Source organism: Paraburkholderia megapolitana (genome assembly GCF_007556815.1).
GTDB lineage: Bacteria > Pseudomonadota > Gammaproteobacteria > Burkholderiales > Burkholderiaceae > Paraburkholderia > Paraburkholderia megapolitana.
The window spans coordinates 1,550,789-1,567,289 of record NZ_CP041743.1; the positions used below are offsets into that span (position 1 = coordinate 1,550,789).

13 protein-coding genes and 1 tRNA gene are annotated in these 16,501 nt (G+C 59.9%); 11 read left to right on the forward strand and 3 right to left on the reverse strand.

All coding sequences use genetic code 11. From position 1 onward, the window contains the following. The first annotated feature begins 70 nt into the window (after positions 1–70). The 5 genes from FNZ07_RS06530 to FNZ07_RS06550 all read left to right on the forward strand — a co-directional run bounded on the left by FNZ07_RS06530 (position 71) and on the right by FNZ07_RS06550 (position 6,298). Positions 71–158: transfer RNA gene (locus FNZ07_RS06530), tRNA-Ile, on the forward strand. Between the two features lie 173 nt (positions 159–331). After that, positions 332–2,536 (forward strand): OsmC domain/YcaO domain-containing protein, encoded by a 2,205-nt coding sequence (locus tag FNZ07_RS06535; RefSeq protein WP_091012698.1) that lies wholly within the window; start codon positions 332–334, stop codon positions 2,534–2,536. Between the two features lie 961 nt (positions 2,537–3,497). Continuing rightward, on the forward strand, positions 3,498–4,262 hold the full coding sequence (locus FNZ07_RS06540; RefSeq protein WP_249040649.1) for a hypothetical protein: 765 nt from the start codon (positions 3,498–3,500) through the stop codon (positions 4,260–4,262). A 14-nt stretch (positions 4,263–4,276) separates the two neighbouring features. Then, complete coding sequence (locus tag FNZ07_RS06545; protein ID WP_245811493.1) at positions 4,277–4,954, forward strand: hypothetical protein; 678 nt, start codon at positions 4,277–4,279, stop codon at positions 4,952–4,954. Positions 4,955–5,224: 270 nt separating this feature from the next. Beyond that, on the forward strand, positions 5,225–6,298 hold the full coding sequence (locus FNZ07_RS06550) for a Leu/Phe/Val dehydrogenase (protein WP_091012702.1): 1,074 nt from the start codon (positions 5,225–5,227) through the stop codon (positions 6,296–6,298). A 63-nt stretch (positions 6,299–6,361) separates the two neighbouring features. Here FNZ07_RS06550 and FNZ07_RS06555 read toward each other — a convergent pair whose 3' ends face one another. Further along, positions 6,362–7,681, reverse strand: a complete 1,320-nt coding sequence (locus FNZ07_RS06555; protein WP_091012902.1) for a DHA2 family efflux MFS transporter permease subunit — start codon at positions 7,679–7,681, stop codon at positions 6,362–6,364. 139 nt (positions 7,682–7,820) lie between these two features. Beyond that, the gene (locus FNZ07_RS06560) at positions 7,821–8,390 is read right to left on the reverse strand and encodes a hydrolase (protein WP_091012704.1); all 570 of its coding nucleotides are present in this window, start codon (positions 8,388–8,390) and stop codon (positions 7,821–7,823) included. Between the two features lie 148 nt (positions 8,391–8,538). Between FNZ07_RS06560 and FNZ07_RS06565 the strand changes: the two genes are divergently transcribed. The 3 genes from FNZ07_RS06565 (at position 8,539) to ald (ending at position 11,519) form a co-directional block, all read left to right on the forward strand. Beyond that, positions 8,539–9,252: a TetR/AcrR family transcriptional regulator gene (locus FNZ07_RS06565; RefSeq protein ID WP_211367797.1), complete on the forward strand. Its 714-nt coding sequence runs from the start codon at positions 8,539–8,541 to the stop codon at positions 9,250–9,252. Between the two features lie 161 nt (positions 9,253–9,413). Further along, positions 9,414–10,070: a hypothetical protein gene (locus FNZ07_RS06570; protein ID WP_091012707.1), complete on the forward strand. Its 657-nt coding sequence runs from the start codon at positions 9,414–9,416 to the stop codon at positions 10,068–10,070. Between the two features lie 330 nt (positions 10,071–10,400). Next, complete coding sequence (ald, locus tag FNZ07_RS06575; protein WP_091012710.1) at positions 10,401–11,519, forward strand: alanine dehydrogenase; 1,119 nt, start codon at positions 10,401–10,403, stop codon at positions 11,517–11,519. A gap of 15 nt (positions 11,520–11,534) precedes the next feature. Here the strand turns inward: ald and FNZ07_RS06580 are convergent, their stop codons facing one another. Continuing rightward, entirely contained in the window at positions 11,535–12,491 is a 957-nt protein-coding gene (locus FNZ07_RS06580; protein ID WP_091012713.1) for a LysR family transcriptional regulator, read from the reverse strand. A 123-nt stretch (positions 12,492–12,614) separates the two neighbouring features. Here FNZ07_RS06580 and FNZ07_RS06585 point away from each other — a divergent pair, with 123 nt between their 5' ends. The 3 genes from FNZ07_RS06585 (at position 12,615) to FNZ07_RS06595 (ending at position 16,432) form a co-directional block, all read left to right on the forward strand. Continuing rightward, positions 12,615–14,348, forward strand: coding sequence for an IlvD/Edd family dehydratase (locus FNZ07_RS06585; protein ID WP_091012715.1), 1,734 nt, complete (start codon positions 12,615–12,617; stop codon positions 14,346–14,348). A 13-nt stretch (positions 14,349–14,361) separates the two neighbouring features. Continuing rightward, a complete protein-coding gene (locus FNZ07_RS06590; RefSeq protein WP_091012718.1) occupies positions 14,362–15,291 on the forward strand; it encodes a dihydrodipicolinate synthase family protein in 930 nt (309 codons plus the stop codon). A 127-nt stretch (positions 15,292–15,418) separates the two neighbouring features. Then, positions 15,419–16,432 (forward strand): arabinose ABC transporter substrate-binding protein, encoded by a 1,014-nt coding sequence (locus tag FNZ07_RS06595; RefSeq protein WP_091012720.1) that lies wholly within the window; start codon positions 15,419–15,421, stop codon positions 16,430–16,432. Positions 16,433–16,501 lie beyond the last annotated feature (69 nt).

Consider the following 16,501-nt stretch of genomic DNA (forward strand, 5'->3'; position numbering starts at 1 on the left):
TCCCTTTTTCATGTAAGATGTCGCGCAGTCTATGAACACAGACCCGGACTCAACCGGGTCTTTTCGTTTCGGGCCGGACGCCGTGCTGGTTGCAGGCAGCGGACTCATAATCCGCCTCAGAAATGACACCGTGGGTTCGAATCCCACCCGGCCCACCACACACAGTTTCCGCACGATCCCAGACGTTCTGTCTGAATCTCCCAGGTTTCTGTTGGACAATTCCTCACACTCAAGATTGACTTGCTCGCCCCGGCCGCCCTATCGCAACACAACCGATGGAACTGCACCTGGCGACCGATAATAGCGGCTGCACCATTTTTAGGGCTCCACCATGGAAATTAAAGTCAACTTTCTCGACAAGCTACGTCTTGAAGCCAAGTTCGATGACTTCACGGTGGTGGCCGACCAGCCTATCCGCTACAAAGGCGATGGCTCGGCGCCGGGGCCCTTCGATTATTTTCTGGCCTCATCGGCCTTGTGTGCAGCTTACTTTGTGAAGCTGTACTGCGTAACCCGCAATATTCCAACCGAAAATATCCGCCTGTCGCAGAACAATATTGTCGATCCGGAAAATCGGTACCAACAGATCTTCAAGATTCAGGTTGAGTTACCGCCGGATATCCTGGAAGCAGACCGCCGGGGTATCTTGCGCTCCATTGAGCGTTGTACGGTGAAGAAAGTGGTGCAGGCCGGACCCGAGTTTGTCATCGAAGAGGTAGAGAGCCTCGATGCCGATGCTCAGTCCTTGCTGACGTTGAAGCCGGCTTCCGACGTCAGCACCTATATTGTGGGCAAGGATCTGCCGTTGGAGCAAACCATCGCCAACATGTCGGGCAAGCTGGCGGACCTCGGCATGAAGATTGAAATCGCTTCGTGGCGCAATATCGTTCCCAATGTGTGGTCGCTGCATATCCGCGATGCGCATTCGCCGATGTGTTTCACCAATGGCAAGGGAGCGACCAAAGAAAGCGCGTTGGCTTCGGCACTGGGAGAGTTTATCGAGCGCCTGAATTGCAATCACTTCTATGGCGGTGCGTTCTGGGGCGAAGACATTGCCAATGCGGCGTTCGTACATTACCCGAACGAGCGCTGGTTCAAGCCTGGCCGCAAGGATGCGCTGCCGGCCGAAATTCTGGATGCGTACAGCCTGGAAATTTATAACCCCGATGGCGAGTTGCGTGGCTCGCATCTGTACGACACCAATTCCGGCAATACGCAGCGTGGTATCTGTTCGCTACCGTTTGTGCGGCAGTCGGACGGGGAAGTGGTGTATTTCCCGTCCAACCTGATCGAAAACCTGTTCGTCAGCAATGGCATGAGTGCGGGTAATACGCTGGCCGAAGCGCAGGTGCAATGCCTGTCCGAAATTTTTGAGCGGGCGGTCAAGCGTGAAATTCTGGAAGGTGAAATCGCATTGCCTGATGTGCCGCACGAAGTGCTGGCGAAATATCCTGGCATTCTGGCCGGGATTCGAGGGTTGGAAGAGCAGGGCTTTCCGGTGCTGGTGAAGGATGCGTCGCTGGGTGGGACTTATCCGCTGATGTGTGTGACCTTGATGAACCCGCGGACAGGCGGTGTCTTTGCCTCGTTTGGCGCTCACCCAAGCTTCGAGGTGGCGCTGGAACGAAGCCTGACGGAATTGCTACAGGGGCGCAGTTTTGAAGGCCTGAACGATTTGCCTCAGCCAACCTTTGTCAGTAACGCCGTGACTGAACCCAATAACTTTGTTGAGCACTTCATTGATTCCAGCGGTGTGGTGTCGTGGCGCTTTTTCAGCGCCAAAGCGAATTACGAGTTTGTCGAGTGGGATTTTTCTGGCCAGGGTGAAAACTCCAATGCCGAGGAAGCCGCAACGTTGTTCGGAATTCTCGAAGACATGGGCAAAGAAGTGTACATGGCGGTGTATGACCAACTGGGTACCGTGGCCTGCCGGATTCTGGTACCCGGGTATTCGGAAGTTTACCCGGTAGAGGATTTGATCTGGGATAACACCAACAAGGCGTTGTTGTTCCGCGCCGATATCTTGAACCTGCATCGCCTCGACGATGCCGGTCTGGCAGCATTGCTTGAGCGGCTGGAGAACAGTGACCTCGATGAGCACTCCGATATCGCCACTTTGATCGGCATCGAATTTGACGAGAATACGAACTGGGGGCAGCTAACCGTTCTCGAATTGAAGTTGCTGATTCATCTCGCCTTGCAGCAATTTGAGGCGGCGCAAGAGCTGGTGGGTGCGTTCCTGCAGTACAACGGCAACACGGTCGAGCGCGGATTGTTTTACCAGGCCTTGAACGTGGTGCTGGAGGTGCTGCTCAATGACGACCTGGAACTGGACGACTACGCGGTCAACTTCCGTCGTATGTTTGGCAACGCCCGGATGGACGCGGCAATGGGATCAGTGGACGGCAGCGTGCGTTTCTATGGGCTCACGCCAACGAGTATGAAACTGGAAGGTCTCGACAGGCACCACCGCCTGATCGACAGTTACAGGAAACTGCATAAGGCGCGGGCCGATGTGGCCGCTACAGCGGGTTAGGTCGACGAGTCATGGCTGGATGGGATGATGCGGCTCATCCCCCAGCCCGGCGTGCATCAGCGTCGATGGCCAGATACGAATGACCGGTCCGATGTGTCGGCCCGGTTATCGACAGGTGAGAGCGGCAGAGACGAGATTTGCCTGCGGACTGTATTTTCGCCGGGCTCCATCGATACCAGCTTTCCGCGCGGTTGTTCACCCACGCACCAGCCTTCACGAACACATCCTTCACACTACTCATCTCAAGCGCCTCCGCTTACTGGCTCTCTATTTCATTTTTAGCACATCTTGATAATGTCTTCTTGATTGGGATTAAATATTACTGCTAGACTCCGCCGCAATAGTGAGTGAGAGCACGCGTGCAGCGATTCACACGTCTGAGTTCGTCATAAAAAAGAAATCAATCAAAGAAACACCGCGCGATCCCGGGGAATTCCATGCATCTCGATCTGGCGTCAAGAATAATGAGCAACCTGCTCTGGACGGGTTTTATTGTCTGCGCGCCAGTTTTAGGATTGACGACGCTAATAGGCCGGTTAGTCAGTATCTCGCGTGAGCTTATGCAGTATTCAACCCGATCGCGGTCTGACATTCCTTTCATGTTCTGACTGCGATTGTTCCAGCCAAAGTCTGTTCCCTCTATATCGCGCCTGGGTCATGGCCGTCGGCTACCTGTGACGCCTTTCGACTGGCACGGAGTTGCCGCCAATGCGATTGCTGAGGACATTGCGAATGAAGTGCGTCAGACCGCTATGGGCAAGTGGGCAATATAGTCGCGCAGCAGGCGGCGGACCGTGCAGCAAAGAACTTTTAGACATCAGCGAGGGGAAAACCTGTTATGTACCAACTGCGACTCGGCGCAATACTTTCCATTGCGCTGCTGCTAGGCGCTTGTGCCGCCCCGATGCGTTCTAGTCTCACACCCGAACAGCGCGGCAAGATTACGGAACTCACGGCTTACGTGGTCGTGGTACAGGACGAAGTGATCGCCGCCGTGCATCCGTCTAATGTGAGCGCCGCGCTCGGTGGGGGCCTTATCGGCGCCATCATCGACGTCAACGTGACGAACTACCGCGTGAACGAATCGCAGGAGGCGCTCGGGCCCTTCTACGCCGCGATCGAGGACGTAGACTATCGAAAGGAGTTCGACGATTCAATCGAGCGTGGACTGGCGGCCTATCCGATCAAGGTGGGTAAGTTCACTACGACGCCGCGCGCCTTGTCGGACGACAAGCTCGCCCAGTTGCGCAACGACTTGCAGCCGGGCCAGGCACTGCTGGTCATCATCCCGCAATACTCGCTGAGCATGGACTTCCGCAGCTTCGATTCAGAGTCGGTAGTGACGGTCTGGCTCAAGTCCGATGCCTCGAACTCGCGAATACCTAGCCAGCGCGGCGTGCTGCACTACCAGTCGGCACCCATAGGTCCGGGCGGGAAGGAATCGCTTGCTCAATGGGGCGCACAGAACGCGACCGCCTTCCGCGACGCGATGCGTGAGTCGATCTCGGAAAATATCCGGATGGTGATGCTCGACATCGACGTTGGTTCGATGACCTCGGAGCAGCGCCAGGATCTTAAGTCCTTCGTGTTCAACACGGGTGCAGGCGACGGCAAGATCAAGGGCAACGTGCTGAAGGCAGGTAACGGACGGGTAATCCTGCTGGGTACTGACGAGAAGATCTATTCGTTGCCTGACCCGGGCAGCGTTTCCACGGCCTCGCAATGACTCGGTGCATAGATATGTACAAGACTACAACGATGATCGTCGGCCTCACTGCCGCCCTGCTGTGTAACACCGTCGTCCTCTCCGCGGAGGTCGGCGCCTCCGACTCCGAATCGGGCGGTCGGGTCACCATGAAGTACGACGTTGACGACAGCGAGGTGGACACGATGTCTTCCTTCCACGCTAGCAGCGCGTGCGCGGTGCACGTTGTGCCCACCTCGGACGCTCGACAGAACAAGGAGACTATCGGTCAGTTTGTTAGCGGCGCACTGCTGGTTGACGACATCGGCCCCTGGATGACCGAGGGTCTAGGACACCTGAAGGACTTCGGTTACACGGTTTCCGCGGCCTCCGCCAACGCTCCGCCTGCCGCAGACGGTGTGACGATCCGCACCAGCGTGACGCGCGCCTACACCTGGCAGATTGGCATGAAGCTCTTCAGCATGGTGGCAGTCAAGGTCGAATTCGACGACCACAATGGCGTACTGCAACAGAAATACTATCGCTCCCACGGCGATAAGACCAACATGTGGGGCGCAAAGGCCGAGTACGTCGACACGCTCAACTATGCGCTGAACAATCTACTGCCGTTCGTTGCGCGCGACCTGCAATCCCTCTGCAAGGGCGAGAGGGTCGACAGCTACACCTACGCAGGGCCGGACGGTTTGCCGAAAGCATCGGACGAAGCGAAGTAGGTCCGCTTCGCGCAGTACGGCATCAATGTGAATCCCATCCGGCACATCGATGGGATTCACATTGGCTTCCGGGGTAGTCCGGTAGTGACTCGCCAACCCGCTTACAGCGGGTTTTTCGTTTTTTGTAGTGTCTAGAATAGAATCCCGCAATCAGGATGACGTGCGTTTCACCTGATTTCGTCTACTGCCGCGATCCGGCCAGTAGGCACCCGATTGCAAAGCAATCACTTTGCACACAATCGCACACCTACTCAAAAGGAAGGAATATTGATGGACCGTCTTAGCACTACAACTGCCGAAACACTTTTCGGTATCAATGGCGAATCCGCACACGAACGCGTCGTGCTCGCCACTGATGCACCCTCCGGCTTGCAAGCCATCATTGCGGTCTACAGCACGGCCCGCGGCCCCTCATTCGGCGGTTGCCGTTATTGGCAGTACGCAGGGGACCACGAGGCGCTTAATGATGCATTGCGTCTTTCGCAGGGTATGGCTTTCAAGAACGCCCTCGCTGACCTGCCATTCGGCGGCGGTAAGGCCGTCATTGTCAGAAGCGGTGAATCGCTTGATCGCGCTGCACTATTCCGCGCATTCGGCCGGCTTGTTCAATCGCTCAACGGTATCTACATCACCGCAGAGGACGTCGGCACCACTGCCGACGACATGCGCGCGGTACAAAGCGAAACGCAGTATGTAAGTGGCATTCCGCGCGCGGGTGAAGTGTATGGCGGCAATCCGTCGCCTCGTACAGCGTATGGCGTGTTCGTCGGACTGCTTTCGGCAGTTGACGTGGCCCTCGGACGCAAGACGCTCGATGGCGTATCGGTCGCCGTACAAGGGCTCGGTTCGGTCGGTTGGGATTTGTGCGAGCGCCTGCATCGGGCTGGCGCGCAGCTGATTGTGGCGGACATCGACGCCACCAGGACCACTCGTGCGCGGGAGTTGTTCAACGCCCGCGTTGTGGAAACAGCACAGATCGTCGATATCGAGGCCGATGTCTTCGCGCCGTGCGCACTCGGTGGTTCGATCACCAGGGCGGTCGCTGCGCAGTGCCGCTTCAAGGTGATCGCGGGAGGTGCGAATAATCAGTTGATGTCACTTGCCGAAGGCGATGTGCTGCATCAGCGCGGTATTTTCTATACACCGGATTTTCTTGTGAACGCAGGCGGCATCATCAGTTGTGTGCGCGAATATCTGGGTTCCGCAGATGAGCAGGCGGTGCTGACCGAAATCGCCGCGATCGGTCCGCGCGTGCTGGAACTGGCCGATCGAGTGAAAGCGACCGGCATTGCGCCAGCGCGTGCAGCAGTGACGTGGGCACGCCAGAAAATGACTGCGCAGTAGTCATCATGCGTCGGACCCTTCCGCATCCGCGAGGAGGGTCCTCGACGAGGCGGCCGTCGCAACTCACGCCTCGCGGGCATGCGGTAGCGTCACGGTAGCAAGCGCCATGAATGCGTGAAGTACAGCGAGCCCCAGGAACGCCTCGGCCCATGCGTCCAATCCAAAATGACTGACGTGCCCCTGTAGGGCCCAGGAGAGAGACAGGGCACAAAGCGTAGTGAGCGTAGGCCCACCGATCCGTTGCACGATGTTGAGCGTGGTGGTGGCCATAGGAAGCGCGTTTTTCTCGATGGACGCATACGCCAGTGAGACAACCGGAAGTCCAACCGCCCCCATTCCCATGCCGCGGACAAACAGGATGGCTGCAAGGACGACTTCGTCGAGGCCGTGGGTTGCCTGCCACACGAGAGCGAGCGTCGAGACGAGCGAAAAAAAGGCGCCCGCGATGGCTACCGGGCGCTCGTCAAACCGCCCTGTGAGGAAGCCGAGCAGCGGCGTGGTGATCATCATGCCGAGCCCCAGCGGTGCCAGCATCCAGCCCATCATTGCTGGGGATTGGCCGCAGGCCTGGATCAGGAACAGCGGAACCAGCATCTGACCCGCGAACATGACGCCATTCCAGAGAAACTGGGTAACGGAGGCGGAGAAAAACGCTCGCCGACGAAACAGGCGAAGGTCAATCAGAGCGTCATCTCCCTTGCGCTTTTCCACCCACAGGAAGGCCAGAAGTAGCAGTGCTCCCGCCACAGTCGCCATGACGCCGACCGGCCGGGCGATATGGTCCGGCCCGAACAGGACGAGCGCCAAACCCGGCGAAAGCAGTAGAAGGCCTGTCCAGTCGAGCTTCCGTGCGGTGTATTCCTCCCCATCGTTCGGCAGGAAACGCACTGCGAGCACGAAGGCAAGAACGCCGACTGGAAAATTCACCAGAAACAGCCAGCGCCAGGATCCGTAATGCAGTATCGCACCGGCGATCACTGGGCCTAGTACAGGCCCGAGCATTACCGGCAGCGCGGCGTAGCCTGCGATACGCGTGAAGTGGTGTCCTGCGGCCCGTTTCGTCATCATCTGGGCCATCGGGGCGAGCAGACCGCCGCTGGCTCCTTGCAGGAGACGGAAGCCGATCAGTGAGTTTGCCGACCATGCGAGTCCGCAAAGCGCGGAGCTGATTGTGAAGACCGAGAAGCACCATAGATAAAGCGCCTTTGCGCCGATGCGTTCGATCAGCCAGCCGTTCAGCGGCAACGCGAGTGTGAGCGCGAGCAGATACCCGCTGGTCACCCATTGGATGGTCGCCAAGGGGGCATGCAGGTCCGCAGCCAGACTGGACAGCGATACGTTGACGATCGTTGCGTCCAGCTGCGCAAGGAGTGCTCCGAGCATCGCTACTACAACAATCTTCCAGACCGAGGCATCAAGCGTTTCCGTGGCAAGCTTTGCGCTCTGGCCGGAAGATGTCTGGGCTTCTTTCACGCGACCTCGGCGCCGCAGGCGTGGTCCGCATTTTTTACATAGGCGTAGTTCACTGCTTCAGATCGATGTCATCGGCCTGCACCACGCGCGCCAGTAGCGGGAGGATATTATTGACCGCAAATGCATGCATGGCGTCTGACACGCTGGTCGTTGCATTCTCGGCAATCACAACTTCGTAGCCGTGTTCGTAGGCCTGGCGTGCGGTGGATTCGACGCCAAAATTGGTGGCGATGCCGGCAAGTACCACAGTTTTCACGTTCCTGCGCCGCAACTGCACATCGAGATCGGTGCCGTAGAACGCACCCCATTGATGCTTCGTTACGAGGATGTCGGACGCATGAGCGAGTCCTTCGACAAGCGTGCTGAAGTTCGCAGGCAACTCACCTCGTGGATGCGCAACTTTATCTACCGGTTGTTTCAACGCATCGCCAAAGTCCGCCGCGAAGGCGACGTTGACCAGTACGACCGGTGCCCCGGCAGTGCGGAAGCGCGCTGCGAGCCGGGTACCCACGGCGGCAACTTCAGCTCCTGAGCGCGGTGCGAGCGCGGGCATGGACGTGATGCCTTGCTGGAGATCGATTAGAACGAGCGCAGTGGTACTGGCTGGGAGGGCGAGCATGGGCGAACCTTGTGACGTGTTGTTGAGGGAACGTTTGCCAGTGGCCGGTAGGTTGGCCGATCAACGATGCCTAAGTATAGCTCTATTTGAGCATAAACTCAAATAGCGTCGTGTGGCCTCTTGCTGCCTTAGCTGGCAAACTTGCGACATGTCTTCAAACATCTCTGAGAAAAAAACGGGTGCCGCCGGTTCGCAGCCCAACCACAAGCGGCCGGCGCTGGTGCCGCAACGCAGCGTCGGCCGCGAGCGTGTCGCCATGCTGCTGGCTGCTGCATCGAAGGTGATTGAGGAGCGTGGCTTTGATGCGGCAACCATGGCCGAGATAGCGTCGCGCTCCGACACCAAAATCGGCTCACTCTATCGTTTCTTTCCGAACAAAGAGGTACTGGCCGACGCACTGATGCAGCGCTTCACTGAGCTGCGCGATACTCAATGCGACGCAATCGATGCCCGTGCCCGCGAGGTGTCCACCGACGAGCTGGCGGATTTGCTGGTCAACTCGCTTGCAGAGATCCATGACGAGGCCAAAGCACTCGTCGCATTGCTGGACGCCCGTTCGGAGTGGTCGGGCAAGCGCATCGAGTATCGCGAGAAGTCGATCAGGCGGATCGTCGGTACGCTGCTGCTCAGGGCGCCAACATTACCGGAAGAGACCGCCAAAGACATGGCGGTGGTGATACTCAACAATATGAAAACGATGGTGGCGATGACGTTCGACAAGTCGGCCCCGACCACTCCGGGCAGCACTGCCGAACTGCGTTTGATGAATCGGCTGTATCTCGCAAGCAAGCTTGCTGGTCATGAACTGCCAGCGGTGCAGGCCGGGGCGTCACCGCTCGGCGACGCTAAAGGGCGGTCGTGATCACACTTCATCGACGCGCTTTGTCGAGCCGCGGCACAGGCACCTCATTCACGAAGTCCGGATTGTCGACTAGGCGGCCCTGAACGAATGCCCCTCCAGTAAAGCCGGAATTTGATGTACATCAGGTGTTCGTGAGAGCGCCTTTTTCAGCGGAACATTCAATGAAAAACGCCAAACCCAAACGCACTCGTCAGGACGCCGAGCGTCTTTTCGAGGGACTGCCGCAGACGAGCACCACACCACAAAGCCGTTCGGCGAACCCGTTCGAAGACGGGGCGTTCGAAAAAGTGGGGCGCATCGATGAAGAATCGAAGCTCTGGAAAGACAACCTCATTACGCTACCTGCTGCGATCGAACTGCCTTCAGGCTACACGTCCGTGTCCAGTGTGCGCGAGGCGATGCAGCGCGCGTGGCGCGTCAAATGGATGAGGGAAGGCAAGAACGAGATCGTCGTCGATTTTCCAGAGGGATGGACGGCGGTTCGTCCCGCAAGCGGTCCGATAGAACTGCGCGATCCAGCCGGCGTTCTGCGCGCCGTATACGGATGGGCGGAGGATGCCGAACTGAGAATTCTGCCGCGTTACGCGGTGGAGTCACAGTCGAACAGTACGAGTGGACTCGGCAGCGTGCTGGTACGCGATCGCGAGAGTGGAGAGATTCTTGAGCGGTCGTCGACCTGGTCTGCGCAAACCGGCACGAACCATCCAGATCGACCGAGACTGTCGACATGGCTTGACGCACACTATCCGCAGCATCGTGACCCTTTGCGGCTCTGGAAGGATTGCGAGGACAACATCGGGAATAGCGTGGGGCCATAGTCGCAGACGACCCGCGATATTGCGCCGCAACGTAAAAAACGCATATCGCCTTCTTCAGGCGTTTCAACCAAAACCAACCACAATTACATTAACAACTACTGCCATGCCGTCGATAGTATTGTGCAAACCACTACTAGAAGCCGGACATGGCATCTACGTCACGCTAGATTCTCCGCATGCATTTCCCTCCGGTGCCGATCGTTTCCTGTGATCCCGCCTGCGTGCGTTAGCGTCGTTGTTGCCTCCCTGGCCAACGCTAGCCGATTTTGCTGAGCGTCTGACGCATCAGCTCATTTCGCGGCAGAGATGCAGTCCCATCCAGGAGGCAATATGCATATAGGCGTTCCGAAGGAGATCAAGAATCACGAGTATCGCGTTGGTCTGACGCCACCTTCCGTGCGCGAGATCGTCGCGCATGGACACAGCGTGGACGTCGAGACAGGCGCGGGCGCGGGCATCGGTGCAACCGACGACGCGTACCGGGCCGCGGGCGCACGAGTAGTACCGAACGCTGAAGCGGTGTTTGCCGCTGCCGACATGATCGTCAAGGTGAAAGAACCGCAAGCGCCCGAGCGCGCGCTGCTACGTCGCGGACAGATTCTCTTCACCTATCTGCACCTCGCGCCTGACCCCGAACAGTGCGCCGATCTCATCAAAAGCAACGCGGTCTGTATTGCGTACGAAACCGTCACGCAACGCGGCGGCGGATTGCCTCTGCTCGCGCCGATGTCCGAGGTCGCAGGGCGTATGTCGATTCAGGCGGGTGCGTTCTGTCTGGAACGCGCGCACGGCGGCAAGGGTGTCTTGCTCGGCGGCGTGGCGGGCGTGCCCTCCGCGAAGATCGTGATTCTCGGTGCCGGCGTGGTGGGGACCAATGCCGCGCAGATGGCGGTGGGCACGGGTGCGCAGGTCGTCGTGATCGACCGCAATGTCGATGCACTGAGACGCATGGACCGGCTGCTCGGCGCACGCGTGATCACGGTGTATTCGAATCAGGACAACATCGAGCAACATGTGCTCGATGCCGACCTGGTGATCGGCGGTGTGCTCGTACCCGGCGCGGCTGCGCCCAAACTCGTTACGCGCAAGATGGTCGATGCAATGAGCCCGGGCTCCGTAATCGTCGATGTCGCAATCGACCAGGGCGGATGCTGCGAAACGGCGAAGCCTACGACTCACGCGGATCCCACATATAAAGTCGGCGAGGTCGTGCACTACTGTGTCGCGAACATGCCGGGCGGTGTGCCACGCACGTCCACCTATGCGCTGAATAACGCAACGTTACCGTTTGTGCTGCACATTGCCGACCAGGGCTGGCGCAAGGCGCTCACCGACGACGAACATCTGCGTCGTGGCCTGAACGTCGCGTTCGGCAAGGTGACGTGTCCCGAGGTTGCCGAAGCATTGGGCTACACCTGCGAGGACGCCGCGGCGGTCGTCGCTGGATAGCGCGCGCGTAGGCCATCACCGTCGCGGACCCTGCGCATACAGCAGACTCCCTGCTGTGCGCAGCGCCTCAGCCATCAGCAGACCTGCCGGCGACAGCGGCCGGTCCGTGCGCGTGATGATGCCGAAGTCGTCCATGTGGCATGGCAACTCGAGCGGCAGGATCGCCACCATGTTGTATGAGGCGTAGTACTGCGCGACGTCGGTGGCCAGTACCGCGAGCATGTCGCTTTCCGCGAGCAACCGCGTGAGAACCAGCAATGCGCTCGTCTCCACGATGTTGGTCGGCGGCACGAGGCTGTCCCGCTGGAACATAAGCTCAAACCGGTGGCGCAACACCGTGCCGGCGGGCGGCACGATCCACGTGGCCGGCTCGACATCCCGCAACGTCAAACCGCGCGCACTAACAAGCGGATGATCCGGCCGCGCCACCGCACAAACCGGCTCGCTTGCGAGCGGCTCGTAGTGCAGTGCCAGCTTGTCGTGTTCCGCGGATAACCGGCCCACCACCAGATCGAGCTTGTCCTGCGCGAGCCGCTCGAGCATCACGTTGCTGTTTTCGACTTCCAGCGCGATTCGCAGGCCAGGATGCTTGCGCTTTAACTGCGCGACGGCGGACGGCAGCACGCGCGTCGCCGGCGATGTGATCGCCCCCACTGCAACGTGGCCGAGGTCGCCGGTGCGCACCGCCAGCACTTCCTCGTGAGCCTGGTCGAGGCTGTTCAACACCGCTCGCGCGTGTCGAATCATCACCTCGCCATAGACGGTCGGCCGCATGTCGCGCGGCAGCCGTTCGAACAATTCCACCCCCAGCGTTTCTTCGAGTTCGCGCAGCAGTTTTGAGGCGGCGGGCTGCGTCATGTTGAGCGCGTCGGCGGCGCGATGAACGTTGCCAAGTTCCGCGATCTCGACAAGCAGCAGCAACTGACGAGGCTTGAGTCTCGTGCGGATGTACCACGGTGGCGGGGTGCTCATAGGGTTTATATCAATGCCGGAATGGATATCGATACTGCCGGAATTTTCATTGGATTGGTATCGAGGCAACTCCTACACTGCTTGCGTCCTTGCCCCCGCCGGACGCTCATTCAAAAAGAACCCATGCCGGAATCGAAACCCAAACTGCGGTCCACCCAATGGTTCGGAACCGCGGACAAAAACGGCTTCATGTATCGAAGCTGGATGAAAAACCAGGGCATTCCCGATCATGAATTCGATGGCCGCCCGATCGTCGGAATCTGCAATACGTGGTCGGAGTTGACGCCGTGTAACGCGCATTTCCGCAAGCTTGCCGAGCACGTCAAACGCGGTATTTACGAAGCGGGAGGCTTCCCCGTGGAGTTCCCCGTTTTCTCTAGTGGCGAATCGAACCTGCGGCCGACCGCGATGCTTACGCGCAATCTCGCATCGATGGACGTGGAGGAAGCAATACGCGGCAATCCAGTCGATGCCGTGGTGCTGCTCGCCGGTTGCGACAAGACCACACCTGCACTGCTGATGGGCGCGGCGAGCTGCGATGTACCGGCGATCGTCGTGAGCGGCGGTCCGATGCTGAACGGCAAGCTCGACGGCAAGGACATCGGTTCGGGCACGGCAGTGTGGCAACTGCATGAGTCGCTGAAGGCCGGCGAGATCGATCTACATCACTTTCTGTCGGCCGAGGCCGGCATGTCGCGTTCGGCCGGCACCTGCAACACGATGGGCACCGCATCGACGATGGCCTGCATGGCGGAAGCGCTCGGCACGACGTTGCCGCACAACGCTGCGATTCCCGCCGTGGATGCACGACGCTATGTGCTCGCGCACATGTCGGGGCTGCGCATCGTGCAGATGGCGAAGGACGGGCTCACGTTGTCGAAGGTGCTGACGCGCGCCGCGTTCGAGAATGCGATCCGCACGAACGCGGCCATCGGCGGTTCGACGAATGCGGTGATTCATCTGAAGGCGATTGCCGGTCGCATCGGTGTGCCGCTCGAACTCGAGGACTGGACTCACCTCGGCCGCGATACGCCGACCATCGTCGACCTGATGCCGTCCGGCCGTTACCTGATGGAAGAGTTCTATTACGCGGGCGGCCTGCCTGCTGTGTTGCGCCGGCTCGGCGAGGCGAAGCTGCTGCCGCATCCGGATGCGCTCACGGTGAACGGCCAGACGCTATGGGACAACGTGAAGGATGCCCCCAGCTTCAACGACGAAGTGATCCGTCCGCTAGACCGGCCGCTGATCGCCGACGGTGGCATCCGCGTGCTGCGCGGCAATCTTGCGCCGCGTGGCGCGGTGCTGAAGCCATCGGCGGCGACGCCCGCGTTGCTCAAGCATCGCGGTCGCGCGGTGGTGTTCGAGAACCTGGAGCACTACAAGGAGCGCATCGTCGACGAAACGCTCGACGTCGACGCGAATTCGGTACTCGTGATGAAGAACTGCGGCCCGAAGGGTTATCCGGGCATGGCCGAGGTCGGCAACATGGGGCTGCCGCCGAAGCTGTTGCGCCAGGGCGTGAAGGACATGGTGCGCATCTCCGACGCGCGCATGAGCGGAACCGCGTACGGCACCGTCGTGCTGCATGTCGCCCCCGAAGCCGCGGCGGGTGGACCGCTTGCCGCGGTGCGCGACGGCGACTGGATCGAACTCGACTGTGAGAAGGGATTGCTGCATCTCGATGTCGATAGCGACGAGGTGGACCGCCGCATGAAATCGCTCGCGCCTTCCGCACCGCAGAGCCTGGGCGGCTACCAGAAGCTCTACGTCGACCACGTGCTGCAGGCCGATGAAGGCTGCGATCTCGACTTCCTCGTAGGCATGCGCGGCGCCGCCGTGCCGCGCCACTCGCATTGATCCGATGACCTCCATGACCGCACACCATTCCCCGCGCTATCAGGGCATTTTTCCGGTCGTGCCGACGACCTTCACCGAGTCCGGTGCGCTCGATCTGGCCAGCCAGAAGCGCGCGGTCGATTTCATGATCGACGCGGGCTCGGACGGTTTGTGCATCCTCGCAAATTTCTCCGAGCAGTTCGCGCTATCCGACGACGAGCGCGACCTCCTCACACGTACGATCCTCGAACACGTGGCGGGCCGCGTACCGGTGATAGTCACGACGACGCACTACAGCAGCCGTACCTGTGCGGAACGCAGCCGCCTCGCGCAGGAGATGGGTGCATCGATGTTGATGTTGATGCCACCGTATCACGGCGCAACGTTCCGTGTACCGGAGGCACAGATCTACGAGTTCTATGCGCGCGTATCGGACGCCGTCGCTATTCCGCTCATGGTGCAGGACGCGCCCGCGAGCGGCACCGTTCTGTCGGCCGCGTTCCTCGCGCGGATGGCGCGCGAGATCGAACACGTCGCGTACTTCAAGATCGAGACGCCCGGCGCGGCGACGAAGCTGCGCGAGTTGATCCGGCTAGGCGGCGAGGCGGTCGAAGGACCGTGGGACGGCGAGGAAGCGATCACACTGCTGGCCGATCTGGCGGCGGGCGCGACCGGTTCGATGACCGGCGGCGGCTATCCCGACGGTATCCGTCCGATCATCGATGCGTATCGCAGCGGCAACCGCGATCTCGCGTTCGAGCGCTATCAGCAGTGGCTACCGTTGATCAATCACGAGAACCGCCAGGCCGGACTGCTCGCCGCGAAAGCACTGATGCAGGAGGGTGGCGTGATCGCGTGCGACCTGCCGCGGCATCCGCTGCCGGTGCTTCATCCGGAGACGCGCCGCGAACTGATCGATATCGCGCGGCGTCTCGATCCGCTCGTACTCCGATGGGCTGCCTGAGAGACGCACGTCCTTGTGGACGCCGAGCACACAACGCGATCCTTCGAATCGCGACGAAGTCCCTGTTTCACCCGCGCTGTACCGCACACCGACCGCACTAAAAAAACCTCGATCCAAGGAGACTCAGATGAACCCGAAGCTGCGCCGCTTGACCCTGTCGGCTCTGACCGCCCTGACTGCTGTTTCACTCGCGATTCCGTTCGGCGCCTCGTTGTCCGTGCAGGCGGACGAACCGCTCAAGATCGGCTTTCTCGTGAAGATGCCGGAGCAGGCCTGGTTCATCAACGAGCAGAAGGCCGCCACGGCACTCGGCAAGCAGGACGGCTTCTCGGTCATCAACATCGGCACGCCCGATGGAGAGAAGGTACTGGCCGCGATCGACAACCTCGCGGCGCAGGGTGCTAAAGGCTTCGTCATCTGCGCGCCCGATGTCCGTCTCGGACCTGCAATTCGCGCGCGTGCGAAGACCTACAACATGAAGTTCGTCACGGTCGACGATCAACTGGTCGATTCATCGGGCAAACCGCTCGCCGACGTGCCGCACCTCGGTATGTCGGCATCCAAGATCGGCAATCAGGTTGGCCAGGCGATCGCCGACGAGATGAAGCAACGCGGCTGGAAGCCCGAGGAAGTCGGCGCGTTGCGCATTACCGACTACGAACTCCCGACCGCGAAGGCACGCACCGACGGCGCGACGCAAAGCCTGCTCGCGAGCGGCTTCAAGAAAGAGAACATCTTCGATGCGCCGCAAAAAACAACCGACGACGAGGGTGGTTTCAACGCGGCATCGCCGGTGCTCGCGCAGCATCCGAACATCAAGCGCTGGGTGATCTACGCACTGAACGAAGAGACCGTGCTGGGCGCCGTCCGCGTAACCGAGCAGTTGCATATTCCGTCCGCCGACGTGATCGGTGTCGGCATCAACGGTGCGGGCGAAGCGTTCGCCGAGTTCCAGAAGAAAGAGCCGACGGGCTTCTACGGCACGATCGCGGTCAGCTCGACGAACCACGGGAAGGAGAGCACGCAGAACCTCGTCGACTGGATCAAGAACGGTAAGCAGCCGCCGGCCGACACGCAGACCACGGGCAAGCTCATGGTTCGCGGCAATTGGCAGGACGTGCGCAAGGAACTGGGTATTTGAGCCTCGTTAAAGCGACGAAGGCGGACACGTGCAGGTCCGCCAACCCGATCGCGAGAATGGCACCGCGAG